The sequence below is a fragment of the Comamonas sp. GW821-FHT11H03 genome (assembly GCF_058807955.1).
The window spans coordinates 16,491-39,184 of the sequence record NZ_JBXARF010000012.1 but is presented as its reverse complement, the minus strand read 5'-3'; the positions used below and the strand labels follow the sequence as shown (position 1 = coordinate 39,184).

Below are 22,694 nucleotides of genomic sequence, written 5' to 3'. Positions count from 1 at the left end.
CTGTTTTTGCGTAAGTCGTATGAAGTGATTGCATGACCGCCTCTCTACAAATTGCGCAGCTGCAACTGGGCTACGACACGCCCAAGGGCTTGCACACCGTGCTGCAAGGCTTTGATCTGCAGGTGCCTGCCGGACATATCGCCAGCTTGCTGGGGCCCTCGGGCTGCGGCAAGACCTCCGTGCTGCGAGCGATTGCGGGTTTTGAGCCGGTGCGCGCGGGCAGCATTCATCTGGGCGAGGTATTGCTCTCCGGCCCCGGCACGCATCTGCCTCCCGAGCAGCGCCATGTGGGCATGATGTTTCAGGAGTATGGGCTGTTCCCGCATTTGACGGCAGTGCAGAACGTGGGCTTCGGCCTGCGCCGCATGGGCAAGCCAGAGCGCGACAAACGTGTGCAGGAGCTGCTTGCCGTGGTGGGGCTGGCGAATTCAGGCAGCAAGTTCCCGCACGAGTTGTCCGGCGGTCAGCAGCAGCGTGTGGCGCTGGCGCGAGCCCTGGCACCGTCTCCGGCCTTGCTGCTGCTCGATGAGCCATTTTCCAATCTCGATGCCGCCACGCGCGAGCGCCTGACGCTGGAGGTGCGCGACATTCTTCGGGCCACCGGGCAGACGGCGATTCTGGTCACGCACAACGCGCAGGAGGCTGAAACCATGGCCGACCAGATCTGCCGGATGACGCCGGTCCAGCTCTGAGATTTAAAGCAGGACGCGGCCTGATGTGACGGTCACGGTGTGCCCGCCCACCCAGAGCTTGCCGTTGGCGGCGGTCTGGACATGAACCTGTCCGTCACGGCCCACGCAAACGCCTTGCGCGGCGATATAGGGCGTCTGCAGCAGACCTTCGCCCGTCAGCCATTGGGCCAGCGCAGCATTCAGGCTGCCGGTGACAGGGTCTTCGTTCGCGGTCTCCCCTATCAGGGCGCGCACTTCGAGGCGTGGCTGGGCTGGGGTCACTCTTTCTTGAACGGCTTCTTCGGCCTGCTTGGCAAAGGCGCGCGCTTCGCGACTGGAGCGGCCTATCAGCACAGCCGCCTCTTCAGGCTCGTGAATCGCAGCCAGGCCCGCCTTGGCATCGAGCTTTTTGAGCGCCGCAAAATCGGGCTCCACCGCCAGCACGGTGTCCGGGTGATCGAGCAGCAGGCCCAGCCAGGGCGATCCGTTATCGAGGCTGCGTGCCACCAGCAACTGCTCACGCTGCAGGCCCAGTGCCTGCAGAACGGGTGCCAGTTCCTCTTCGGAAATCTCCTGAGAGTCGAGTGAGGGTGCTTCGAAAAAAAGAGCGCCTTGTGCATTGCAGCCAATGGCCACCAGGCCTTTTTTGCACTCCTGCAGTACCTGCTCGGGGTTGCGCGGTTGGCCGCCCTGGGCCAGCCAGGCATGGCAGCTGCCCAGCGTGGGGTGGCCAGCAAAAGCCAGCTCGCCCGCAGGCGTGAAGATGCGCAGCTGGTAGTCGGCCCCTGCGGCCAGCGCTGCTGTGCCGGGCTGCAGCACAAAGGTGGTTTCCGACAGATTGGTCCAGCACGCAAAGGCCTGCATCTGAGCATCGCTCAAGCCATCGGCGCCCAGCACCACGGCCACGGGGTTGCCGAGCAGCGCGGTGTGCGTGAACACGTCCACGGTCATATAGGGACGGGATAGAGCGGCATGGGGGGCTGGAGCAGACATGGGCAGCGATTGTCGGCAAAAAGAAAAACCGGCGCAGGGCCGGTTGATGAGGCATGCATCTTGCCATCACCGATCAGGGACAGCGAGCAAGGGCCGCCCCGCAGCGAGGCTGTCGTCCCCCTCCCGCGAAGCGAGAGAGGGGGAAGGCGCACAGCGCCTCAGGGGGTGTGTACCAGTTATAGGCTAGCCTTGATGGCCTCAGCCAGAGACTTGATGCCGACGTTGATCTGCTCGGCAGACACCGTCACGTAGGACAGGCGCAGCGTGTTGTTCTGTGCATCGCCGGCGTAGAAGGGCGCGCCGGGCACAAAAGCCATATTGCGCTCCACGGCCTTGGCCAGCAGGGCCTGGGCGTCCATGCCGGCAGGCAGCTTGACCCAGAGGAACATGCCGCCCACAGGACGTGTCCATTGCACGTCGAGGCCGGCCATCTCGCGCTCCAGGGCCATCAGCATCACATCTCGCTGCACCTTGTACATGGCGCGGATGGTGGGCACATGGCGGTCCAGGAAGCCGTCCTTGATGACTTCGGCCACCACGCGCTGGTTGAAGCTGGGGGTGTGCAGGTCGGCCGCCTGCTTGGCCTGGGTCAGCTTGCCGTACACGGACTTGGGCGCGACGATGAAGCCGATGCGCAAGCCCGGGGCCAGCACCTTGGAGAACGAGCCCATATAGATCACGCCCTCGGGGTTGCGTGCAGCCAGGGGCAGGGGAGGTTCCTGCTCGTACCAGAGGTCGCCGTAGGGGTTGTCCTCGACCAGGGGAATGTCCATTTCCCTGGCCTTGTCGACCAAAGCCTGGCGGCGCGCATCGCTCATGGTGCGGCCAGTGGGGTTCTGGAAGTTGGGCAGCACATAGGCCAGACGGGCCTTGTCGGCGCCGCTGCCGATCTGCTTGGCAAAGTCGTCGATCAGCATGCCTTCGTCATCGCTGTCCACGCCCACGGCCACGGGCTCCATGGGAGTGAAAGCCTGCAGGGCGCCGAGGTAGGTGGGCTTTTCAACCAGCAGACGGCTGCCCTTGTCCAGGAACACCTTGCCGATCAGGTCCAGCGCCTGCTGGCTGCCGGTGGTGATCAGGATCTGCTCGGGATCGACACTCCAGGGCAGGAAGTCGGCAATCGCCTGACGCAGCGGGGCAAAGCCTTCGGTGGTCGAGTACTGCAGGGCTGCGGCACCGTCACGCTGCATCACGGTCTGGCAGGCCTCGGTGAACGCGTCCAGGGGGAAGGCCTTGGGGGAAGGCAGGCCGCCAGCCATGCTGATGATGCCGGGGCGGTCGGTCAGCTTGAGGATCTCGCGGATGGCGGAGGAATTCATCTTGGCAGCACGTTCTGCCAGCGTCCAGGTTGTCATAAACAGTACTCGATCTCTACGTTGCCAGCCCGGGCAGGGCTGGCCAGTGTGCATTCTCACGCCATTGTCGGGCATGTGCCGGCCTGAGCTTGGGGCTCGGGATGCAATCGCTGCGGCGCACAAAGCGCTGCAACCATGCACCAGCAGGTGGGGCTTATTGTGTCGCGGCCGGTTTGCCTGTGTGGGCTGGCGGGCAATTGCGACGTTTGGTCTGCAGTCGGTGAGGCCGCAGACCGTGACCATAGCCCTGTGTGGAGGGCGGCCAAGAGCGGTTGATGGACTCAATATACGCTTGAGACCATTACAGTGCCTATACAGACAGTCTCACAATTATGGCTTCTGTATCGGTATTCGCTTCAATACAGTTCGCTGCCCATCACCATGTCCATCTCCCTGTCCCGCCAGGCGGCCCTGACCCTGACCCAGCAACTGGCAGAGCGTCTGGCCGAGCGCATACGCACAAGGCTGCTGCCCGCAGGTGCGCGCCTGCCTTCGGTGCGTGAATGTGCGCGCCAGCAAGGCGTGAGCCCCTACACGGTGGTGGCCGCCTACGACCTGTTGCAGGCCCAGGGACTGGTCGAGGCCAGACCGCAACGCGGCTTCTATGTACGGGATATTGTGCAAAATCCGCTTCAGATGCAGGAAGGTAAGGCGCAGTTTGCTCTCAATGAGGGAGCGGTCAATACTCCCGTAGGCATCCCGCCGGGCACGCGCATCAACGCCACCATGCTGATTCGCGGCATGTTTGTGGAGAGTGTGGCCGGCAAACCCCAGCCCGGTGCCGGTGTGCTGCCCGCCGAATGGCTGGATGCCGGCTTTCTGGTAGCGGCCATGCGCAAGGTCACCAGCGGGCAGGCGCTGCGCGAATCGCTGGTGCGCTATGGCGAACCCATGGGCGACAGCCGGCTGCGCGAGGCGCTTGCGCGGCGCCTGCAACGCATAGGCATCGCGGCGGGGCCGGGCCAGATCATCACCACCCTGGGCGCGACCCAGGCGCTGGACATTGTGAGCCGGGCTCTGCTGCAGCCCGGCGATCCGGTGATGGTGGAAGAGCCGGGCTGGGCCGTGGAATATGCCCGCCTGGCCGCCATGGGCATGCGCGTGCTGCCGGTGCCGCGCGGGCCCGAGGGGCCGGACATGGCGGTGATGCAGCGCTATTGCGAGACCATGGCCCCCAAGCTCTATGTGAGTGTCAGCGTGCTGCACAACCCCACGGGTTACAGCCTGAGCGCGGCCAGCGCCCATGAGGTGCTGCAGATGGCGCAGCGCCACGGCTTTTATGTGGTGGAGGACGATAGCTACTGCCATATCGCTGCCGATCACGCGCCGCGTGTGTCGGTGCTGGACCGGCTGCAGCGCAGCATCTACATCAGCGGCTTTGCCAAGGTGCTGGTGCCCAACTGGCGCCTGGGCTATCTGGCAGCGCCGCCCGAGCTGGTCGAGAGACTGCTGGACACCAAGCTGCTGTCCACCCTGTCCACGCCGACCCCCATGGAGCAGGCCCTGGCCCAGTGCATGGAGCAAGGCCAGCTGCGCCGACATGCCGAGCGGCTGCGCCAGCATCTGGCCCAGGCGCGCACGCGCAGCGTGGCGCTGGCCCAGGCAGCCGGCTGCCGTTTTGTGGCCGAGCCTGCGGGCATGTTCGGCTGGGTGGATACCGGCGTGGATACCGAGGTGCTGACCCAGCTGTTGCTGGATCAGGGTTATATGATCGCCCCGGGCGCCATGTTCCATGCCAGCCGGGGCTCCAGCACCTGTATGCGCATCAATTTCGCGACCACGCAGGACGCCGCCTTCTGGCGCGTCTTCGAGCGCGCGGTGGCCCAGATGCGGGCCCAGGCGCAGAAGTCCTAGCCCAGCTGGACGGGGCCCTGATGGATATGACAGCCGCTGCGCTGCAGCAGCTCGCCAAAGGCGTCGGACATCAGATAGTCGAACTCCACGGGGCGCTGCCTGCCTATGGCGTCGCCCGGCACCACGCCGCTGGCCGGGTGGCACATCAGCAGGCCGCCGGCCGCCATATGCGGCAGCCAGGCGGCCATCTGCCTGCCGTAGCTGGCCGTGTCGGGCGCATCAAAGCCATAGACGCCGCCAAAACCATGGTTCATGGGAATGCCTGCATGGCGCAGCCGCCGGGTGGTGGCCCAGCCGCCCAGCAAGGCAATGATGGCAGCCTTGGGACTGCGCCACAGGCCAGCGGCCGGCGCCGTGGAGCGCACCCAGGGCATCTCGCGCGCGGCATAGCGGTCCTGGAGTTCCTGCTGCATGGCAGCGCGCAGGCCGGGCAACTGATGCACATGCTGGTGGCCGTCGATGAAGTCCGGGGCCGTGCCCATGACCCGCTCGAAAGCATCGAGCTGTTCGCGCCAGGCATTGCGCATCAGATCTTGCGGCATCTGCCTTGCATAGGCCCGGCGCAGCACCTTGCCCAGTGCCTGGGCGTCATGCTGTCCGCCATGGTCTTCGGTCAGGTTGAAGTGCAGACCCACCGAGAGCCGGGGACGCAACTCCCGTAGTGCCGGCGCGGCTTGCGGCCACAGAGGCGAAGTGGTCATGCAGCTGGTGGCCGACAGGCGACCGGCAAGCGCCAGTTGCTGCACGGCGTCGTTCACCAGCGGATGCAGGGCGTAATCATCGGCGCACAGCAGGATGGCGCGGGTGTTTTTCATGTGACTCATGCGGCGCTGCTTGCCTTGAAGGCCCAGAACTTGCTCATGACAAAAGTGCCTATGGCCACCAGCACCAGCACGGCGGCCAGACTCCAGAAGTAATGCCAGTGCAGCCAGTTCAGGGCGATGTAGTACAGCGCCTCATTGGCGACAAAGGAAAGGCAGGCCACGGCAAAGAATTTCGCCACCACCGGCCAGCCTCTGGCCTGCGCTGCCGAAAAGGTGAGCAGGGCATGACCGTTGTAGCTGACCACAAAGGCCACCAGAAACGCCAGCACATTGGCCCAGAGCGGCGGCATGCCGCCCAGTGAGACCAGCAGGCCGACCACCGCCAGATGCGTGGCCGCTGCCGAGCCGCCCACCAGTACGAACTGCAGCAGCTGCGGCAGGCGGCGCAGGCTTTGCAGCGCGTGCGCGATCACGATGGCTCGCGCAGCGGGCTGCGGTCTTCGTCATGCGCCACCAGGTAAATGGGGCGACGCTTGACCTCTTCGTAGATGCGGCCGATGTACTCGCCCAGAATGCCGATGGACAGCAGCTGCACGCCCGAAAACAGCATGATGCTGGCAGCCAGCGTGGGCCAGCCGCGCAAAGGGTTGCCAAGGAACAGGGCTTCAATCGCAATCCACAGGCCGTAGGCCAGAGCCAGCAGGGAAATGCCGGCACCCACCATGCTCCAGATGCGCAGGGGCAGGGTGGTGAAGGAGGTCAGCCCGAGCAGCGCCAGCGATCCCAGGCGGCGCAGATTGAAGCTGGAGTTGCCTGCCGCACGGTCCTTGGGGACAAAGGGCAGGGCCACGGTCTTGAAGCCGACCCAGGCGTACAGACCCTTCATGAAGCGGTTGTTTTCAGGCAAGGCCTTGAGGGCATCGACGACCTTGCGGTCCATCCAGCGGAAGTCGCCTGCGTTCGGCGGCATCTTGACCGCGCTGCCCGAGTTCATCACGCGGTAGAACAGTTGGGTGCCCATGCGCTTGGCGCCACTTTCTGCGCCGCGGTCGGCAATCACGCCGTAGACCATCTCGTAACCCGCTTGCCACAGCCCGTGCATCTCGCCGAGCATCTCCAGCGGATGCTGGAAATCGGCGTCGATCAGCAGCACGGCGTTGCCTCTGGCGTGGTCTATGCCGGCAGTCAGGGCGGCTTCCTTGCCATAGTTGCGCGACAAGGCCAGATAGCGCAGCGGAAGCTCCTGCGCCAGACGCAGGCTCAACTCATGCGTGGCGTCACGGCTGCCGTCGTTGACCACCACGATCTCGAAATCAGGAGTCAAAGTCCGCACCGTCTCGGCCAGCGCACGCAAAAAGCCCTCGATATTGGCTTGTTCGTTATAGGCCGGCACCACGCAGCTCAGCCTCAGCGGCTGGCGCGGCAATTGTGCTGGCGGGGCTGCGGGTGCATATTCGGCATGAAGATCGGTCATGGGCAGGATTTTCGCGCAAGTCTGTAACTGCTTGCTGGGGCCGGTCACGGTTGGTGTTGCCTCTAAGGGCCGTCGCTATACTCACGCCCCTAGGCAATGCTGCCTCTGCTCCTTTATTTCCTTGATCGTCAGATGACCGCTGTCCCACGCGAATCTCTTGTTCTTACCGGCCGTGCCGTTGCCGCCTTGCTTGCGGTGTACGGCGTGATCTGGCTGGCCATTCACTGGGTGACGGCCCTGGCCGCGCCCGGAGACAATGTGGAGCAGCTGATCTGGATTCACTCTCTGGAGCTGGGCTATTTCAAGCATCCGCCGATGCCGACCTGGATCATGGCTGCTTCTGCGGCTGTCTTTGGTCCGTCCATAGGGCTGACCTATGTGCTGGGCGGTGTGATCACGCTGGGTTCATTGGCGATTTTCTGGAAGCTGCTGTGCGATATGCGGGGCCAGGCCTATGCGAGCGTGGCTCTGCTGGCGGCGCTGAGCATCACCTTCTACTGCGGGCGGCTCTATTACTACAACCATAACGTCGTGATGATGCTATGGATCTCGCTGGCCGCAGCACTGACCTGGCATGTCACACAGAAGCCAACTCTGGCGGGCTGGGCCTGCTTGGGCCTGGTCTCGGGCCTGGGCATGCTCAGCAAATATCAATATGTGCTGGCGTTGGGCGTGATAGGCCTGTGGTGGCTGCGCATTGGTGCCTGGAAGAATCCGGTGCATGTCAAAGGGGCAGCGCTGGCGACCGTGATCGGCTTGCTGGTGCTGTCTCCCCATCTGTACTGGCTGAGCACCCATGACTGGATGCCCATGCATTACGCCGAGCGCACTTCCCTGGGGCTGCACCTGGATACGGCCGCCCGCATCGATATGTCCTGGAGGTTCGCGGTGGACTGGATCTTCAACCGCTGCATGCCGGCCTGGATCGTGCTGGGTGTGGCTCTCTGGTGGGGGCGCCGCAGGGCGGGCAAAACTGGCGTGCAGACTGCGCCGGCACAGGTGACCCCGGTCGCTGCGGACAGGATGCTGCGCGAGTTCTGGCTGCTCTGGGGTCTGGTGCCGCTGCTGGCCATGCTGGTGCTGTGCCTGTTTACGGGCTCCTATCTGCATCTGCAATGGGGTACGGCCTTCATGTTCCTGTGCGTGCCTGCCGTCATGGAGTGGGCTCGCTCGCCGCAGAGCTGGGGCTCAGCCGGGGACATGCGTGCCGCCTGGCTGACGTTCGGGGTTTTGCAGGCGCTGCTGCTGCTGCAGTTCTGGCTGGCTTCGCCCATGGGACTGTCTGGCTACAAGAGCAGCCATCAGAACCATATCCCCGTGGACAGGATCGTGGAAGGTCTGGCACCTGCGGCGCATCAGGCACTGGGCGGTCCTGTGGACATCATCATCGGCCCGCAGGCGCTGGCCGGGCGCATTGCCATGGAGTTGCCCGAGCGTCCACGTGTCTACGTGGAGCGCAATCTGCAATACAGCCCCTGGATTCGTGAGGACGAACTGCCGAACGCCCGCATCATCGAGGTGATGGTGGCACCGGACCCATTGCCCGAAGGCGTGACGCGAGCCTACGGTGTCTGGGCCTGGCGGCCCGTGAAGATTGCCAAGGGCGAGCACTGAGACTTGTCAAAACAAGCAAAGGCGGGCCTCTGGCCCGCCTTTTTTGCTGAAGTTGCCGATGCGAGCCTAGCTGGCAGCGTGATAGATACGTGCGCGGCCGGTCTGCGATGCGCCGCGCAGGCTGCTTTCGTAGGTGCTGTCTTCGGCAGCAGGCACCAGGGCCTTGGTGCGGCGCTGGTTGAGCACGGAAAGCCGCGCCAGCTGGTCGCGAACCAGGGAGATTTCGCGGTCCAGATTCTGTGCACGCTCGCGCAGCGCAGGCGTCCAGTCGTCGGCCGAGAAGCGCTTGACGAGCTGGGAGAACGCCACCATGGCGTCACGCAGGCGGTTGCTGGACTGTTCCAGGGCGGATGCGTCCGGTGACTGCAGCGATGCCGAAACGGTCTGAATCACCGCATCCAGCGAATCGAGCATTTCCTGCAAGGTCATCGGGTCAGCCTCTGTTCGGGAGTTCAGGCTCGGGCGCTTCAGCCGCGAGCGTGAACCAGGAATTCTTCGGTATTGGCCAGCAGCTTGTCTGCCACGGCCTCGGCGTTGACGCGGAAGCTGCCATTGGCAATGGCTTCGCGCATGGCCTTGACGCGATCGGCATCAAAGTCGGTGTTGGTGCGGCTTTGGCTATCCAGGGCGCGGGCCGAGGACGAAAAGGACACGGGCACCCCGGCGGCGCGCTCGGACAAGCCTTTGGTCGATTCTTCGGTGGCAACCGTGGCTGCAGATTTCGGGGCCTGCTTGGCGGCTGCAGCGGTCTGCTGCAGGTCCGGCTTATTGCCTATCTTCATGCTGGTTCTCCAATCGCCCTGTATCGGCGTAGGGCGCTGTAGCCTTGCTTTCGACAAGGGCGCGTAAAACTTGAGGAATATTTGGCATGGTTTGCAAAGTGAGTGTGTACTCTCTTGCTACTGAACCAGAACCACGCCACTGGCATTGACCGTTCCTGTGACAAGGCGGCCATTATCCATGCGAACCCGTACCTGTTGCCCTTCGCCGGCGGCAGTCATCGCCTTGCCCGAGCCGGCAACGCTGAAGCCGCCGCCATTGACCATCACCTGCACGGGCGATCCCGCCGTGAACAAGGCTGGCGGGCGCACCATGTTCTGGCGCAGAGCCTGCCCCGATGTCAGCGGACGCGCCGCAACCATGCCGATGAAATCCTGAGCATTGGCGAAGACGGCGGCGCTGTCCTCGGCCCAGTCCACTTCCGCAGGGACTGCGTCCTCGGCGCTCAGGGTCTTGCCGGCCGGAATATTGCCTTGCGCCACCCAGGCCGGGCCATAGGCACGCACGGTGATGGGCAGAAACACATTCCAGGGCACGCTGCCCTGCACGCAGCGCAGACCCAATCGGGTGCGACCCCAGAGACGGCTTCCCGCAGGCAGATAGGGCTCGACTTTGGCACAGGCCGCCAGACGCAGGCGCGAGTCCAGCTGGCCCATCTGGACCTCCATGCGCAAAGCCATGCCGCTGCCGGCCTGCACGGTCTCGGTCGATGGCTGGTGCAAAGCGGCGTCGACAAAGCGCTGTCCGATCTGGCTGAGCTGCGCCGCACCATCCTGGGCTTGTGCGCCGGCTGTCAGCAGCAACGCGCCCAGACCCCATGCCGCAGCCAGGCCCCGAGAGGGGCGAAGGCGCAGAAACAGGGAAAAGCGGCCAGACATGCATCAATCCTTTGAAGTTATCCGCAGTCACGAAGCTGCAGACGACGCTTGCAAATATAGGCGCGACATGGCTTGCGCAATGGCTTGAAGAGCCAGCGCAATACCGCTTTCTTCGCGCTTTAGTTTGCGCTGCCGATTTTCATAATCCTCGCATGCCGCAGTCCGTGGGCTCCGGCATCCCCGAATTCTGAAAGCGAGGCCGCAATGCTGAACAAAATGACCGAACGACTGGACTTCCAAAGCGAGGCGCTGCTCTTGCGCGCCGAGCGCCAGCGAGCCATTGCCAGCAATATCGCCAACGCCGATACCCCCGGCTATGTGGCGCGCGACTTCAACTTCCGTGAAGCCTTGATGGCCGCGACCAGCGGGCCCAAGCCCCTGACCCAGGCCAGTGTCACGACGGCAGGCCATATCCCGCTGCAGGCGCAGATGTCGGACGAGGCGCTCAAGGCCAAGCTCGGCTATTCGGTCAATTCCCAGCCCAGTCTGGACAACAACACCGTGGACCTGGATCGCGAGCGCGCCAATTTCGTCGATAACTCCGTGCGCTACGAAGCCACGCTGCGCTTCATCAACGGCCAGGCCAAGACCATGCTCAGCGCCATTCAAGGCCAGTAAGCCCAGGAGCTAAACCATGTCCATGTTTTCCATCTTCAATATCTCGGGCAGTGCGGTCAGCGCCCAGTCCCAGCGTCTGAACGTGGTGGCCTCCAATCTGGCCAACGTCGATGCCGTGGCCGGTCCCGACGGCAGCGTCTACAAGGCGCGTCAGGTCGTGTTTCAGACCGTACCCATGGGCAATGACGGCAGCGCGGGCGTCAAGGTCAATGCCATCAGCGAGGACAACACGCCCGGCCGTCGCATCCACGACCCCAGCAATCCGCTGGCCGATGGCGAAGGCTATGTCACCCACTCCAACGTGAGCGCCGTGGACGAAATGGTCAACATGATCTCGGCCTCGCGCTCCTATCAGAACAACGTGGAAGTCATGAACACGGCCAAGACGCTGCTGCTCAAGACTCTGCAAATGGGCCAGTAAGCCCGGGAACACGCACATGATCTACGGCGCAAGCAGTGTGGACGGCACCACGACCAACACCACCAGCAATACCAAGAATTCGGTAACCGACCCCAACGAGGCCCAGGACCGTTTCCTCAAGTTGCTGGTGGCCCAGCTCAACAACCAGGACCCCATGAATCCCATGGACAACGCGCAAATGACCTCGCAGATGGCGCAGATCAATACCGTGACCGGGATTCAGCAGCTGAACCAGACCATGGCTTCCATGTCCGGCCAGTTCACGGCCATGCAGGTGCTGCAGGGCACTTCCATGATCGGCCGTACGGTGTTGACCGAGGGCAACACCCTGGGCGTGGCGGCCAATGGCACGCATACCGCCGCCTTCGATCTGGAAAACCAGGCAGCCAGCGTCAAGATCCAGATCACCACGGCCGGCGGCGAGCTGGTGGACACCATCGATCTGGGTGCCGGCGCAGCCGGGCGCAACTACTTCACCTGGGAAGGCAAGGACAAGTACAGCGGCGACGCTTCGCAGCTGCGCTACAGCGTGGTTGCCACCAATGGAGCGACCGCTGTGGCATCCACACCGCTGGCGCCCCATGCCGTGATCGCCACCAGCTCGGCCAACGGCGCGCTGTCGCTGGAGCTCGACAACGGCAGCAGCGTGGCTTATTCCGGCGTCAAGGCCGTTTACTGATTGAGGAACACATCATGGGTTTTCAACAAGGTCTCTCCGGTCTGAACGCCGCCAGCAAGAATCTGGACGTCATCGGCCACAACATCGCCAACTCCAACACCACGGGCTTCAAGGCCTCGCGTGCCGACTTTGCCGAAATGGTCGCCAGTGCCATCGGCTCGGCCAGCGGCCAGAGCAGCGGCATCGGTGTCAACGTGGCCGGCGTGTCCCAGCAGTTCAGGCAGGGTCCGATCACATCGACGGGCAACAACCTGGACATCGCCATCAACGGCAACGGCTTTTTCGTCGTCAAGCAAAGCGACGGCAGCATTGCCTATACGCGCGCCGGCAACTTCGGCCTGGACAAGGAGGGCAACCTCAAGACCGTGGATAACGACAATGTCATGGGCTATGTGGTGGATCCTTCGACCGGCAAGATCCAGTCGGGTGCCACGCCCGTGCCGATGAGCTTTCCCACGGGTCAGCCGATTCCCGCCAAGCAGACCTCCAAGGTGAATGTGGAGCTGAACCTGGACGCGCGCGCCACGGTGGCCGCCGGCGACGCGACGGCCACGCCTCCTATTGCCGCCACGCCGCGTGCCACCTACGGCACCTCGCTCAATGTCTATGACACCCAGGGCACGGCGATCCCGGTCAATCTGTATTTCGAGAAAGACGCTACAGGCAACACCTGGAATGTCTTCAACTCGCTCGATGCCACGGCCGCGCCCATCGGCAAGGCCGTGTTCGACGCGAGCGGCAAGCTCACCAGCGTCACTCCCAATGCACCGACCACAGGTTCGGGCACCACGCTGAATCTGAGCGTCAGCGGCGGCACGGCCAATCCCAACGGCCTGCAGCCCTTCAATGTCGCGTTCGATTTCGGCGGTCTGACCCAGTTTGGTACCAAGTTTGCCGTCAGCAGCCTCAAGCAGGATGGCTATACCTCGGGCGCACTGACGGGCATCAATGTGGGTCGCGACGGCTCCATCGTGGCCTCCTACTCCAACGGCGTCACGCGCACCGAAGGCCAGATCGCGCTGGCAGCCTTTACCAATACCCAGGGTCTGGGCTCCGTTGGCAACAACAAATGGGTTGCCACCTCCGACTCCGGCCCTGCGCTCAATGGTTCGGCCCAGACCGGCACCTTCGGCTCGCTGCAGTCGGGCGCACTGGAAGAGTCCAACGTGGATCTGACGGCCGAGCTGGTCAACATGATGACGGCGCAGCGCTCCTACCAGGCCAATGCCCAGACCATCAAGACGCAGGATCAGGTTTTCTCCACCCTGGTGAACTTGCGATAACAGCTAAGCCCCTGAGGCGCTTTGCGCCGGGGCTGCAAAAGCGATTGCTTTGACGGAAGGAAGGTCAGCATGGACAAAATTATTTATACGTCGATGACTGGGGCCAATGCGGCAGCCCAGCGTCAGGCCGTGCTGGCTCACAACCTGGCCAATGCGGGCACCAACGGCTTCAGGGCCGAGATGTCCACCTTCCGTTCGGTGCCGCTGCAGGGTACCGGGGCCGGCACGCGCGTGTTTGCGCTGGAGGCAACCTCCGGCTATCAGGACACTCCCGGCCCTGCCCAGCGCACCGGCCGGGCGCTGGACGCCATGGCCATGGGGCGCGCCTGGTTTGCCGTGCAGGGCCTGGATGGTCAGGAAGCGTACACGCGCAACGGCGTTTTCGAGATCTCGCCCGAAGGGCAACTGGTCAACAGCAACGGCCAGGCCGTGCTCTCCGACGGCGGCGCTCCCATCGATATCCCGCCCGAGTCCACGATTTCCCTGGGCTCGGACGGCACGCTGACCGCCAAGACGGGCAATCAGCTGCCCGTGGCCGTGGGGCGCGTCAAGCTGGTCACGCCGCCCGTCGATGAGCCGCTGGTGCGCGGCGATGACGGTTTTTTCCGCGCGGCCCAGGGCGATGCGCTGCCCAACGACGAGACGGCACGTCTGCTGTCGGGCTCGATCGAAGGCTCGAACGTGAACTCCGTCGAAACCATGGTCGGCATGATCGCCGCCTCACGCCAGTTCGAGCAGCAGATGAAGTTGCTGCAGACCGCTGAAACCAACGATAAATCCGCCAGCCAGCTGCTGAGCTTGAACGGCTGATAGCCAAAGGAATACGTCATGATCAATTCGCTGTTCATTGCCAAGACCGGCATGGAAGCCCAGCAGACGCAGCTGGACGTGATTTCGCACAATCTGGCCAACGTCTCCACCACGGGCTACAAGCGCGCGAATGCGGTTTTCGAGGATCTGATCTATCAGAATCTGCGCCAGTCCGGTTCGCAGACCACCGAGCAAAATCAGCTGCCGACCGGCCTGCATCTGGGCCTGGGCGTGCGTACCGTGGCCACCAGCCGCAACTTTCTGCAAGGCAGCCTGCAGCAGTCGAGCAATGCGCTGGATGTGGCCATCAACGGCAACGGATTCTTCGAAGTCAATATGCCGGACGGCACGATTGCCTATACCCGCGATGGCTCGTTCGAGGTCAATGCCCAGGGCCAGTTGGTGACCTCCAGCGGCCTGCCCGTGGCCAACGGCATCACCATCCCCAACGGGGCGACCAAGGTGTCGATCAGCAATGACGGCGTTGTGAGCGTCACCATGCCCGGCCAGGCCGCGCCGCAGCAGGTGGGCAATATCGCCATGAGCCAGTTCATCAATCCCGCCGGCCTGGAGCCGCGCGGCCAGAACCTCTACATCGAGACCGCCTCCTCGGGCCAGCCCCAGCAGGGCACGCCCGGCACCAACGGCCTGGGCACGATTCAGCAGGGCTATCTGGAAGCCTCGAATGTGAATGTGGTCCAGGAACTGGTGACCATGATCCAGACGCAGCGCGCCTACGAAATGAATTCCAAGGCGATCCAGACTTCCGACCAGATGCTGGCCAAGCTGGCGCAGCTCTGATTGATTGCTATGTATTGAGGAGCTTATTGCGCCTGATACATATGATTTTCAGATGCAATATGTGTCGAAATGTATGTGTATCAGGTGATTATTGCTCCTATTTAAGTAGCGTGCATTGCGCACGCAAGGGCACAAGGGGCCAAGCGCCTGACTGCCAAGGACTTGCCGTCATGTTCAAAGCCATTGTTTCCCATTGCCCACCGGTCTGTGCCCTCGCTGCGGCCCTGCTGGTTTCGGGCTGCGTCACGCTCAATCCGCCGCCGCCCGTGGACATGCCATCCACCGCACCTCCCGTGCTGCAGCCGCGCGAGCAGACGGCCCAGGCGCCCACCGGCAGCCTGTTCAACGCCAGTCGTTACCGACCCATGTTCGAGGATCAGCGGGCCCGCATGGTGGGTGACTCGGTGACGGTGCAGATCGTCGAGCGCGTGTCGGCCAGCCAGAGCACGGACTCCAAGGTCGGACGTGCCAACGAGCTGAGCACGGGCATCACCTCGCTGCCGCTGCTCAGAGGCGGCGCAGAGAAGACGGTTGCCGATGCGCTCACCCTGGGGGCCGAGAGCAAGAACGACTTCAAGGGCTCGGGTGCCACCACCAGCAACAACACCTTCACGGGCTCGATTGCTACCACCGTGGTCGACGTGCTGCCCAACGGCCATCTGGTGATTGCCGGCGAGAAGCAGATCGGCGTCAACCACAACGTCGATGTGCTGCGTTTCACGGGCACGGTGGACCCGCGCTCGCTGCGTCCGGGCAGCACCGTGGCATCGACTCAGGTGGCCAATCTGCGCGTCGAGTCGCGCAGCCGTGGCCAGGCTGGTGAAGCCCAGTCAATTGGCTGGTTGTCCCGGTTCTTTTTGAACGTTATGCCGTTCTGATTCTTCCGAGAATGGGCAGTATGAAAGTACTGTCCACGCTCCTGTCACTGCGCCCTGCGCACACCGCCTTGCTGGTGGTCGCAGCCCTTGGCGCCAGCGGGCTCACCCTGCCTGCGCATGCCACACGCATCAAGGAGGTTGCCGCCATCCAGGGCGTGCGCAGCAACCAGTTGACAGGCTACGGTCTGGTGGTCGGCCTCGACGGCACGGGCGATCAGACCACGCAGATGCCCTACACCAAGCAGGCGCTGGCCAATTACCTGGAGCAGATGGGTATCGCCCTGCCGGCCTCGGGCAATGCGGCCCAGCTGCAGCTCAAGAATGTGGCGGCGGTGATCATCACGGCCGAGCTTCCGGCCTTTGCGCAGCCCGGCCAGGTCATCGACATCAACGTCTCCTCCATGGGCAATGCCAAGTCGCTCAAAGGCGGCACGCTGGTGGCGACACCGCTGCGCGGCGCGGACGGCGAGATCTATGCACTGGCCCAGGGCAATGTGGTGGTCGGCGGTGCCGGGGCTGCGGCCGGCGGCTCCAAGGTGCAGGTCAATCACCTGAACGCGGGCCGCGTGCCGCAGGGCGCGCAGGTGGAGCGTGCAGTGCCCACTCCCGTCAACCAGGGCAACACGATCACGCTAGGCCTGAATCAGACCGATTTCCAGACCGCCGACAAGATGGTGCGCGCCATCAACCAGCGCATGGGCGCGGGCACGGCCATGGCATTGGACGGCCGCACGGTGCAGGTCAATGCCCCCATCGATCCGGGCTCGCGCGTGCGCATGATCGCCGAGATTCAGGAGATGCCCATCGAGACCTCCAAGCCGGCGGCCAAGGTGGTCATCAATGCCCGTACCGGCTCCATCGTGCTCAATCAGGCGGTGACCCTGGGTCCCTGCGCCATTGCGCACGGCAACCTGTCCATCACCATCAGCACCACGCCGGTCATCAGCCAGCCCGCACCGTTCTCGCAAGGGCAGACCGTGGTGGCGCAGAAGTCCGATATCCAGCTCAAGCAGGAGCCCGGCAAGGTCATCAACATGCCCAATTCGCCCCAGCTCACCGATGTGGTGCGGGCGCTGAACTCACTGGGCGCCACGCCGCAGGACCTGCTGGCCATCCTGCAGGCCATCAAGGCCGCAGGCGCCTTGGACGCGGAGCTGGAGGTGATATGAGCACGTCATTGCCCCATTCTTCATCCCTGGCGGCCAGCAATGCGCTGGCTGTCGATGCACGCTCGCTCAATGCGCTCAAGACGGCAGCCGGCGAGAACAGCCCCCAGGCCGCACGCGAGACCGCCAAGCAGCTCGAGTCGCTGTTCATGCGCGAGATGATCAAGAGCATGCGCGAGGCGACCATGAAGTCCGGCCTGCTCGACAGCGCGCAGGGCAATCTCAGCACCGATCTGCTGGATCAGCAGCTCTCAGTGGCCATGGCGGGTCAGCCCGGCGGCCTCACCGATGCCATCAGCAAGCAGCTGGCGCGCAGCATGGGGGTCGACGCCGCAGAGGAAACCGAAATTGCCGTGCCTTCCACCCTGAGCCTGAGCCGCAATGCCTGGCGCAATGCGGGCAGCAACGGCGCCTGGAGCGGCAGCCGCAGCCAGGCTGTGCAATCGATCAACGCCTATGCACCGGCTCCCAAGGGGCGCGACAACTTCGTGACGGCGCACACCGGTGCAGCGCAGCGTGTGGCCAGCGAGAGCGGCATCCCGGCTCACTACATGATCGGCCAGGCCGGGCATGAGACGGGCTGGGGCAAGAGCGAGATCCGCAACAAGGACGGCAGCAACTCGTTCAATCTGTTCGGCATCAAGGCCGGGGGCAGCTGGACGGGCAAGGTCGCCGAAGTCACCACCACCGAATACATCAATGGCGCGCCCAAGAAGGTGACGGCCAAGTTCCGCGCCTATGACTCCTACGAAGAGTCTTTCCGCGACTACGCACGTCTGATCGGCAGCAATCCGCGCTACGAAAAAGCCATGGCCCAGACCGGCTCTGCCCAGGCCTACGCCAGCGAGTTGCAAAAGGCCGGCTACGCCACCGATCCGGCCTATGCGCAAAAGCTCAGCCGCGCCATCCAGAGCGTGGCCCAGGTCACAGTCGCCAGCGCCGGCAACAGCAGCGCCAATGTCGCAAGCCGTCTGGGCGCCAGTGCCCGTGCAGCCCAGATCAACAAGATCAACGAGAACCAGTCATGAGTCTTCTGAACGTGGGCGCGCGCGCCCTGATGGCCAACCAGATCGCCCTGCAAACCACGGGGCACAACATCGCCAATGTCAACACCGCCGGCTATTCGCGCCAGAGTGTGACCTTTCAGACCTCGGCGGGCCAGAACATCGGCAATGGCTATATCGGCAATGGCTCCGATGTGACGACCATCTTGCGCAACTTCAGCGAGCTGCTCAACCGTCAGGCCACGGCGGCCACCGCCGCCAGTGCTGCGGACTCCGCGCGTTCGAACTCGCTCAACCAGTTGCAGGAAGTGTTCTCCGGCGGAACCAACGGCCTGGGCGCGGCCATCAACGACATGATGAATGCGTTTGCCGATGTCAGCAGCGCGCCGACTGACTCTTCGGCGCGTCAGGTGGTGCTGACGCGCATGAGCGAACTGGCCGCGCGCTTCCGTTCGGCCTCGGCCCAGCTCGACGAGATGGACTACAGCACGCGCCAGCAGATGAGCAATGACGTGAATGTGGTCAACAGTCTGTCCCAACAGGTTGCGGCGCTCAATGGCCAGATCAGCAGCGCCATCGCTACGGGCCACACGCCCAATGACCTGCTCGATCAGCGCGACCAGCTCGTGCGTGACATCAACAAATACGTGCAGACCTCGCAGGTCGATGCCGGCGATGGCTCCATCAGCCTGTTCGCGGGCGGCAGCCAGCCGCTGGTGCTGGGACAGAGCTCTGCCAAGCTCAGCCTGCAGGAGTCCACGCAGTACCCCGGCAGCGGCAAGATGAGCCTGTATTTCCAGCAGCAGGGCGGGCAGCCCGTGGAGCTGACTCCAGCCATGGCTGGTGGCGGCGAGATTGCCGGTCTGCTGCAGTTCCAGAACAACGACCTGAGCGAGGGACGAAACCTGCTGGGGCGCATGGTGATCTCGATCGGCGATACGCTCAATACGCAAAACCAGCTGGGCCTGACCTTGTCGGGCCAGAAAGGCGGGGCGCTATTCAATATTCCGATGACGGCCACGGGCTCCACCACAGGTGCTCAATGGGTACAGCCCGATACGCCCACGGTCACGGTCAAGGACTCAAGCGCGCTCAAGGCAACGGATTACAAGATCGTTTTCGGCAACGATGCGCCCAAGGGCAAGGTGGTGCGCCTGTCGGATGGCCAGACCACGGCCTTCAACGATCTGACGGACCTGCGCGGCAAGACGATTGACGGACTGCAGTTCGATCTCAAGAACGATGGCCAGGCCGGCCAGTCCGTGCTGTTCAGTCCTGTGGCATCGGCGGCGCACGATATTCAGACCATGGTGCATTCCGGCAACGATCTGGCGGTGGCCAATCCGGTGTCGGCCAAGATCAACTCGCTGGGCGATGCGGCCGTCCGCATGTCTAGCCTGAAGGTGGGAAAAGGCTTCGATGCCGCTACCTTTCCTGCGGGCATCACCCTGTCTTTCGCTCCTGATGGGGCGGGCGGCATGACCTACACCATCACTCCCGCCCCCAGCGGCGTGGCTGCGACAGGCGCCTATATCTCCGGACAGGCCATCGAGCTGGCGCCGGGGCTCAAGGTGACGCTCACCGGTACGCCTGCGGTGGCTGGTGCCACCAGCGATACCGTGAGCTTCGGTCCCAACAGCTTCTACAGCTCGGATACGGGCAATGCCAGCTCCTTCCTGTCGTTGCGCGACACCGTGATCTTCGATGGCGCGACCACGCTCAGCGACGGTTTTTCCACCGCCATGGCGCAGATCGGCACGCGCACGCAAAGCGCGGCCTACGCAGCCAAGCTGTCCGACTCGATTGCCAAGAATCTGGAGGGCGACCGCACCGCAGTGTCCGGCGTCAATCTGGATGAAGAAGCCGCCAAGCTGCTGCAGTACCAGCAGTCCTACCAGGCCTCGGCCAAGATGCTGCAGGTGGCGCAGGGCATTTTTGACAGCGTGATCCAGGCCGTTGGCCGTTAACCCCCTACAGCCGGAGAACAGGCATGAGCATCAACCGCATTGGCACGGCCAATATGTATGACAGCACTATCAACAACCTGGGCTCGCGTCAAAGCAGCCTGGTGGACCTGATGGAGAAGACCACGGCGGGCAAGCGCGTGCTGCGCGCCAGCGACGATCCTGTGGCGGCTGCCCAGGCCGAGCGTGCACGCACCCGCATCACCCGCTCCGAAAATGACCAGCGTGTGCTCGGTGCCCAGCGCGATGTGATTGCCCAGGGCGAGTCCGAGCTGGGCAAGGCTCACGGCGCATTGCAGGATTTTCGTGATCTGTTGATGCAGGCGGGCAACGGATCGTATGACCAGGTGGCACGCGACTCTCTCGTCCAGCAGATGCAGAGCCTGCGCGATCAGATTCTCGACTACGCGAATTCCAAGGATTCCAACGGCCTGCCGATTTTTCGCGGGCTGGGCAGTCCCGACACGCCGCTGCAAAGCACGCCACCGGGCTCGACCAGCCAGCTCAACCCCGGGCAGAACACCGGCAGCGACAACGGCCTGCCCATCTCTCTGGATGGTCATGCGGCCTGGCTGAACGTGCCTACCGGCAACGGCGTGTTTGTGGTGAATGGCGCGGCCTCCAATTCCGGCAAGGCCTGGGCGGATGTGGGATCGGTCACTGACCCGAGCAAGGTCACTGGCGATAGCTACACCCTGGTGTTCGCCAAGGATCCGACGACCGGTGCGGTCAGCTACGAGATCAACTCCAGCTCGGCCACGGCGACCAATCCCGTGGTTCCGTCCACACCCTACAAGGAAGGGCAGGCGATAACCGTCGGCGGTCAGCAGATCAGCATCAAGGGCACTCCGGGCGACGGCGACAGCTTCACCATGTCTCCAAGCAAACGCACCGATATTTTCAGTGTGCTGGATGAGGCCATTGCCACGGTCAAGGGCGGCACGGGAGGATCGACCGCATTGCAGCAGGGTCTGGGGCGCGCCTTGAGCGAACTGGATTCGGGCATGAACCGGGTGCAGGCCATGCGCAGTTATGCGGGCGACCAGCTCAAACGCGCAGACGGCCTGGAGTCCGACATGAAGGATCAGGCACTGACGCAGGAAGGAGCCCGTTCACGCGCCGAAGATATCGATATGATCACGGCGCTGTCGCAAGTGGATACGCAGAAGGTGGGCTTGCAGGCCGCCCTGCAGTCCTATGCACAGATGCAGAAGCTTTCGCTGTTCAACTACATCGGCTGATTCCGGCGGGCTCTGTCCGTCTTGATGTCTCGTCGTCTACCTGTCCAAATCCTCCATGACCCAGTCTGTCCTCAGCTCTTTGACTCTTGGTTATCGGCCGCTCTGGGGACGTACGCGACGCCTGGCAGGGATTCAGCTTTATGTCCACGAGGACTCGGGCTCCTCTGCCGACATGGCGCATTTCCTGCGCACGGTGGATGAGCTCTGGAGCCGTCAGGCTCCGCCGTTGCTGATATCGCCGCAGTCCCGCCAGGTTCTGTGCAATCTTCTCGAACATGCACCTCAGGGCAGTCCCTGGATAGAGGTGCGCGGCGACTGGCTGCAGCAGGATGAAGGTATCTACGAGCTGGTGCAGAAGGCCAAGGCACGTGGGCTGATGCTGGTTTGGGGAGGATCGCTGGCCGATGTGCCCGATGCCGATGCTGCGCGCTGCTTTGCCAGCAGCCTGCTGAGCCTGCCGCCGGAAGGTGCTGCGGGACTGCCCAATGTGGTGCGCCCAAGCCAGCCGGCGAAGGATGCGGACAAGGAGAGTGCCTCGGGCTTTTTTGCCACTCAGCCGCTGAATCTGCTGGACGGCCAGATGTACCAGAGCCTGCAAAGCCTGGAGCTGGCGCGCTCCTGTCTCGACGTGCATGAAGCGGCCGCCGTGGCCGGCTGGCCCGTGGCAGACACCATGCAGGCCTTTCGGCTGCAACAGCCCCAGCCCTCGCGCGATGCGCTCTTCAGGCTCATGAAAGCCATCGACAAGGAGCAGTCCCTGGATGTGATGGAAGAGATCCTGGGCTCGGACCCAGTGCTGGCCTATCGCTTTTTGCTCTATACCAACTCGGCCGCCCTGGGCCTGCGTCGCGGCGTGGACTCGCTGCGCCGCGGGCTGGTGATGCTGGGGCTGGGCACGCTGGAGCGCTGGCTGGCCGACCAGCTGCCCCATGCCTGTACCGAACAGGACCTGGTGCCCCTGCGCACGCAGGTCGTGCTGCGCGCCAGGCTGGCCGAGCAACTGATCGAAGCCGGGGTGAGCCTGGATCTGCAGCGCGAGATGTACTTGTGCAGCCTGTTCTCGCAGCTGGACTTGCTGCTGCATGAGTCGGTGGCGACCATCTTGCGACGCACGCCGCTGAACGAGCGCATTTTCGATGCCATCGTCACGCGCTCCGGTCCTTATGCGGCCGTGCTGCAGATGAGCCAGGCTCTGGAGAGCCGTGACCCCGCACCCATCCGGCAGCTGCGCGAGCAGGAGGAGTGGGAGGCCGAGGACCTCAACCGGATGCTGCTGCGCATGCTCAGCGAACTCAAGCTGGGCATGCCGCAAGTTCAGACCTGAGTGTCTGGGTGAAAATTCGCTAAAAACAGGCTCTATCTCCTGATGGAAAAGCGCAGGCAGCTATCAAACATGCTGAATGTGCTGTGAGGCAGAGTCGTGCATAAGCAGGGCTTGGCTGCCGC

The 22,694-nt window shown here is 63.6% G+C and carries 23 protein-coding genes; 15 read left to right on the top strand and 8 right to left on the bottom strand.

Annotated elements, in window-relative coordinates; all coding sequences use genetic code 11:
- The first annotated feature begins 32 nt into the window (after positions 1-32).
- A complete protein-coding gene (locus AC1RTQ_RS21895; RefSeq protein WP_034353083.1) occupies positions 33-692 on the top strand; it encodes an ABC transporter ATP-binding protein in 660 nt (219 codons plus the stop codon).
- A 3-nt stretch (positions 693-695) separates the two neighbouring features.
- Here the strand turns inward: AC1RTQ_RS21895 and AC1RTQ_RS21890 are convergent, their stop codons facing one another.
- The gene (locus AC1RTQ_RS21890; protein ID WP_492878979.1) at positions 696-1,622 is read right to left on the bottom strand and encodes a PhzF family phenazine biosynthesis protein; all 927 of its coding nucleotides are present in this window, start codon (positions 1,620-1,622) and stop codon (positions 696-698) included.
- Between the two features lie 218 nt (positions 1,623-1,840).
- Positions 1,841-3,019, bottom strand: coding sequence for an aminotransferase-like domain-containing protein (locus AC1RTQ_RS21885; RefSeq protein ID WP_492878882.1), 1,179 nt, complete (start codon positions 3,017-3,019; stop codon positions 1,841-1,843).
- Between the two features lie 381 nt (positions 3,020-3,400).
- Between AC1RTQ_RS21885 and AC1RTQ_RS21880 the strand changes: the two genes are divergently transcribed.
- Complete coding sequence (locus AC1RTQ_RS21880; protein WP_492878880.1) at positions 3,401-4,873, top strand: aminotransferase-like domain-containing protein; 1,473 nt, start codon at positions 3,401-3,403, stop codon at positions 4,871-4,873.
- On the opposite strand, the gene AC1RTQ_RS21875 is transcribed toward AC1RTQ_RS21880, so the two are convergent.
- From AC1RTQ_RS21875 to AC1RTQ_RS21865, 3 genes are read right to left on the bottom strand one after another with little or no spacing between them, the layout of a single operon-like run.
- On the bottom strand, positions 4,870-5,697 hold the full coding sequence (locus tag AC1RTQ_RS21875; RefSeq protein WP_492878878.1) for a ChbG/HpnK family deacetylase: 828 nt from the start codon (positions 5,695-5,697) through the stop codon (positions 4,870-4,872). The genes AC1RTQ_RS21880 and AC1RTQ_RS21875 overlap by 4 nt on opposite strands.
- Complete coding sequence (locus AC1RTQ_RS21870) at positions 5,694-6,110, bottom strand: GtrA family protein (protein WP_492878876.1); 417 nt, start codon at positions 6,108-6,110, stop codon at positions 5,694-5,696. The genes AC1RTQ_RS21875 and AC1RTQ_RS21870 overlap by 4 nt, the downstream gene beginning before the upstream one ends.
- Positions 6,107-7,111: a glycosyltransferase family 2 protein gene (locus AC1RTQ_RS21865; protein WP_492878874.1), complete on the bottom strand. Its 1,005-nt coding sequence runs from the start codon at positions 7,109-7,111 to the stop codon at positions 6,107-6,109. Before AC1RTQ_RS21865 ends, AC1RTQ_RS21870 begins: the two co-directional genes overlap by 4 nt.
- A 132-nt stretch (positions 7,112-7,243) precedes the next feature.
- On the opposite strand from AC1RTQ_RS21865, the gene AC1RTQ_RS21860 reads away from it, so the two are divergent.
- The gene (locus AC1RTQ_RS21860; RefSeq protein ID WP_492878872.1) at positions 7,244-8,725 is read left to right on the top strand and encodes a glycosyltransferase family 39 protein; all 1,482 of its coding nucleotides are present in this window, start codon (positions 7,244-7,246) and stop codon (positions 8,723-8,725) included.
- Between the two features lie 66 nt (positions 8,726-8,791).
- On the opposite strand, the gene AC1RTQ_RS21855 is transcribed toward AC1RTQ_RS21860, so the two are convergent.
- The 3 genes from AC1RTQ_RS21855 to flgA all read right to left on the bottom strand — a co-directional run bounded on the left by AC1RTQ_RS21855 (position 8,792) and on the right by flgA (position 10,383).
- Positions 8,792-9,154, bottom strand: a complete 363-nt coding sequence (locus AC1RTQ_RS21855; protein WP_302093049.1) for a hypothetical protein — start codon at positions 9,152-9,154, stop codon at positions 8,792-8,794.
- Positions 9,155-9,192: 38 nt separating this feature from the next.
- Positions 9,193-9,507, bottom strand: coding sequence for a flagellar biosynthesis anti-sigma factor FlgM (gene flgM, locus AC1RTQ_RS21850; RefSeq protein ID WP_492878870.1), 315 nt, complete (start codon positions 9,505-9,507; stop codon positions 9,193-9,195).
- Between the two features lie 117 nt (positions 9,508-9,624).
- On the bottom strand, positions 9,625-10,383 hold the full coding sequence (gene flgA, locus AC1RTQ_RS21845; protein ID WP_492878868.1) for a flagellar basal body P-ring formation chaperone FlgA: 759 nt from the start codon (positions 10,381-10,383) through the stop codon (positions 9,625-9,627).
- Positions 10,384-10,587: 204 nt separating this feature from the next.
- On the opposite strand from flgA, the gene flgB reads away from it, so the two are divergent.
- From flgB to AC1RTQ_RS21785, 12 genes are all read left to right on the top strand, one after another.
- The gene (gene flgB, locus AC1RTQ_RS21840) at positions 10,588-11,001 is read left to right on the top strand and encodes a flagellar basal body rod protein FlgB (protein ID WP_003065531.1); all 414 of its coding nucleotides are present in this window, start codon (positions 10,588-10,590) and stop codon (positions 10,999-11,001) included.
- A gap of 16 nt (positions 11,002-11,017) precedes the next feature.
- Positions 11,018-11,422, top strand: a complete 405-nt coding sequence (gene flgC / locus AC1RTQ_RS21835; protein WP_003059205.1) for a flagellar basal body rod protein FlgC — start codon at positions 11,018-11,020, stop codon at positions 11,420-11,422.
- A gap of 16 nt (positions 11,423-11,438) precedes the next feature.
- Complete coding sequence (locus tag AC1RTQ_RS21830) at positions 11,439-12,101, top strand: flagellar hook assembly protein FlgD (RefSeq protein WP_492878865.1); 663 nt, start codon at positions 11,439-11,441, stop codon at positions 12,099-12,101.
- Positions 12,102-12,115: 14 nt separating this feature from the next.
- Entirely contained in the window at positions 12,116-13,384 is a 1,269-nt protein-coding gene (flgE, locus tag AC1RTQ_RS21825; protein ID WP_492878863.1) for a flagellar hook protein FlgE, read from the top strand.
- Between the two features lie 69 nt (positions 13,385-13,453).
- The gene (locus tag AC1RTQ_RS21820; protein ID WP_492878861.1) at positions 13,454-14,194 is read left to right on the top strand and encodes a flagellar basal body rod protein FlgF; all 741 of its coding nucleotides are present in this window, start codon (positions 13,454-13,456) and stop codon (positions 14,192-14,194) included.
- 18 nt (positions 14,195-14,212) lie between these two features.
- Positions 14,213-14,995 (top strand): flagellar basal-body rod protein FlgG, encoded by a 783-nt coding sequence (flgG, locus tag AC1RTQ_RS21815; protein ID WP_302093055.1) that lies wholly within the window; start codon positions 14,213-14,215, stop codon positions 14,993-14,995.
- 170 nt (positions 14,996-15,165) lie between these two features.
- A complete protein-coding gene (locus AC1RTQ_RS21810; RefSeq protein WP_492878859.1) occupies positions 15,166-15,873 on the top strand; it encodes a flagellar basal body L-ring protein FlgH in 708 nt (235 codons plus the stop codon).
- Positions 15,874-15,893: 20 nt separating this feature from the next.
- On the top strand, positions 15,894-17,042 hold the full coding sequence (locus AC1RTQ_RS21805; protein WP_304350638.1) for a flagellar basal body P-ring protein FlgI: 1,149 nt from the start codon (positions 15,894-15,896) through the stop codon (positions 17,040-17,042).
- On the top strand, positions 17,039-18,067 hold the full coding sequence (flgJ, locus tag AC1RTQ_RS21800) for a flagellar assembly peptidoglycan hydrolase FlgJ (protein WP_492878857.1): 1,029 nt from the start codon (positions 17,039-17,041) through the stop codon (positions 18,065-18,067). Before AC1RTQ_RS21805 ends, flgJ begins: the two co-directional genes overlap by 4 nt.
- Positions 18,064-20,010, top strand: coding sequence for a flagellar hook-associated protein FlgK (gene flgK / locus AC1RTQ_RS21795; RefSeq protein WP_492878855.1), 1,947 nt, complete (start codon positions 18,064-18,066; stop codon positions 20,008-20,010). The genes flgJ and flgK overlap by 4 nt, the downstream gene beginning before the upstream one ends.
- Before the next feature lie 23 nt (positions 20,011-20,033).
- Positions 20,034-21,248 carry a flagellar hook-associated protein FlgL gene (flgL, locus tag AC1RTQ_RS21790; protein WP_492878853.1) on the top strand — a complete coding sequence of 405 codons (1,215 nt, stop codon included), beginning with the start codon at positions 20,034-20,036 and terminating at the stop codon, positions 21,246-21,248.
- A 55-nt stretch (positions 21,249-21,303) separates the two neighbouring features.
- Positions 21,304-22,572, top strand: coding sequence for an HDOD domain-containing protein (locus AC1RTQ_RS21785; RefSeq protein ID WP_492878851.1), 1,269 nt, complete (start codon positions 21,304-21,306; stop codon positions 22,570-22,572).
- Positions 22,573-22,694: the final 122 nt, after the last annotated feature.

Coding starts and splice junctions, on each gene's coding strand:
- AC1RTQ_RS21895 (WP_034353083.1), top strand. CDS start 33: ATGACCGCCTCTCTACAAATTGCGCAGCTGCAACTGGGCTACGACACG.
- AC1RTQ_RS21890 (WP_492878979.1), bottom strand. CDS start 1,622: ATGACCGTGGACGTGTTCACGCACACCGCGCTGCTCGGCAACCCCGTG.
- AC1RTQ_RS21885 (WP_492878882.1), bottom strand. CDS start 3,019: ATGACAACCTGGACGCTGGCAGAACGTGCTGCCAAGATGAATTCCTCC.
- AC1RTQ_RS21880 (WP_492878880.1), top strand. CDS start 3,401: ATGTCCATCTCCCTGTCCCGCCAGGCGGCCCTGACCCTGACCCAGCAA.
- AC1RTQ_RS21875 (WP_492878878.1), bottom strand. CDS start 5,697: ATGAGTCACATGAAAAACACCCGCGCCATCCTGCTGTGCGCCGATGAT.
- AC1RTQ_RS21865 (WP_492878874.1), bottom strand. CDS start 7,111: ATGACCGATCTTCATGCCGAATATGCACCCGCAGCCCCGCCAGCACAA.
- AC1RTQ_RS21860 (WP_492878872.1), top strand. CDS start 7,244: ATGACCGCTGTCCCACGCGAATCTCTTGTTCTTACCGGCCGTGCCGTT.
- AC1RTQ_RS21855 (WP_302093049.1), bottom strand. CDS start 9,154: ATGACCTTGCAGGAAATGCTCGATTCGCTGGATGCGGTGATTCAGACC.
- flgM (WP_492878870.1), bottom strand. CDS start 9,507: ATGAAGATAGGCAATAAGCCGGACCTGCAGCAGACCGCTGCAGCCGCC.
- flgA (WP_492878868.1), bottom strand. CDS start 10,383: ATGTCTGGCCGCTTTTCCCTGTTTCTGCGCCTTCGCCCCTCTCGGGGC.
- flgB (WP_003065531.1), top strand. CDS start 10,588: ATGCTGAACAAAATGACCGAACGACTGGACTTCCAAAGCGAGGCGCTG.
- flgC (WP_003059205.1), top strand. CDS start 11,018: ATGTCCATGTTTTCCATCTTCAATATCTCGGGCAGTGCGGTCAGCGCC.
- AC1RTQ_RS21830 (WP_492878865.1), top strand. CDS start 11,439: ATGATCTACGGCGCAAGCAGTGTGGACGGCACCACGACCAACACCACC.
- flgE (WP_492878863.1), top strand. CDS start 12,116: ATGGGTTTTCAACAAGGTCTCTCCGGTCTGAACGCCGCCAGCAAGAAT.
- AC1RTQ_RS21820 (WP_492878861.1), top strand. CDS start 13,454: ATGGACAAAATTATTTATACGTCGATGACTGGGGCCAATGCGGCAGCC.
- flgG (WP_302093055.1), top strand. CDS start 14,213: ATGATCAATTCGCTGTTCATTGCCAAGACCGGCATGGAAGCCCAGCAG.
- AC1RTQ_RS21810 (WP_492878859.1), top strand. CDS start 15,166: ATGTTCAAAGCCATTGTTTCCCATTGCCCACCGGTCTGTGCCCTCGCT.
- AC1RTQ_RS21805 (WP_304350638.1), top strand. CDS start 15,894: ATGAAAGTACTGTCCACGCTCCTGTCACTGCGCCCTGCGCACACCGCC.
- flgJ (WP_492878857.1), top strand. CDS start 17,039: ATGAGCACGTCATTGCCCCATTCTTCATCCCTGGCGGCCAGCAATGCG.
- flgK (WP_492878855.1), top strand. CDS start 18,064: ATGAGTCTTCTGAACGTGGGCGCGCGCGCCCTGATGGCCAACCAGATC.
- flgL (WP_492878853.1), top strand. CDS start 20,034: ATGAGCATCAACCGCATTGGCACGGCCAATATGTATGACAGCACTATC.
- AC1RTQ_RS21785 (WP_492878851.1), top strand. CDS start 21,304: ATGACCCAGTCTGTCCTCAGCTCTTTGACTCTTGGTTATCGGCCGCTC.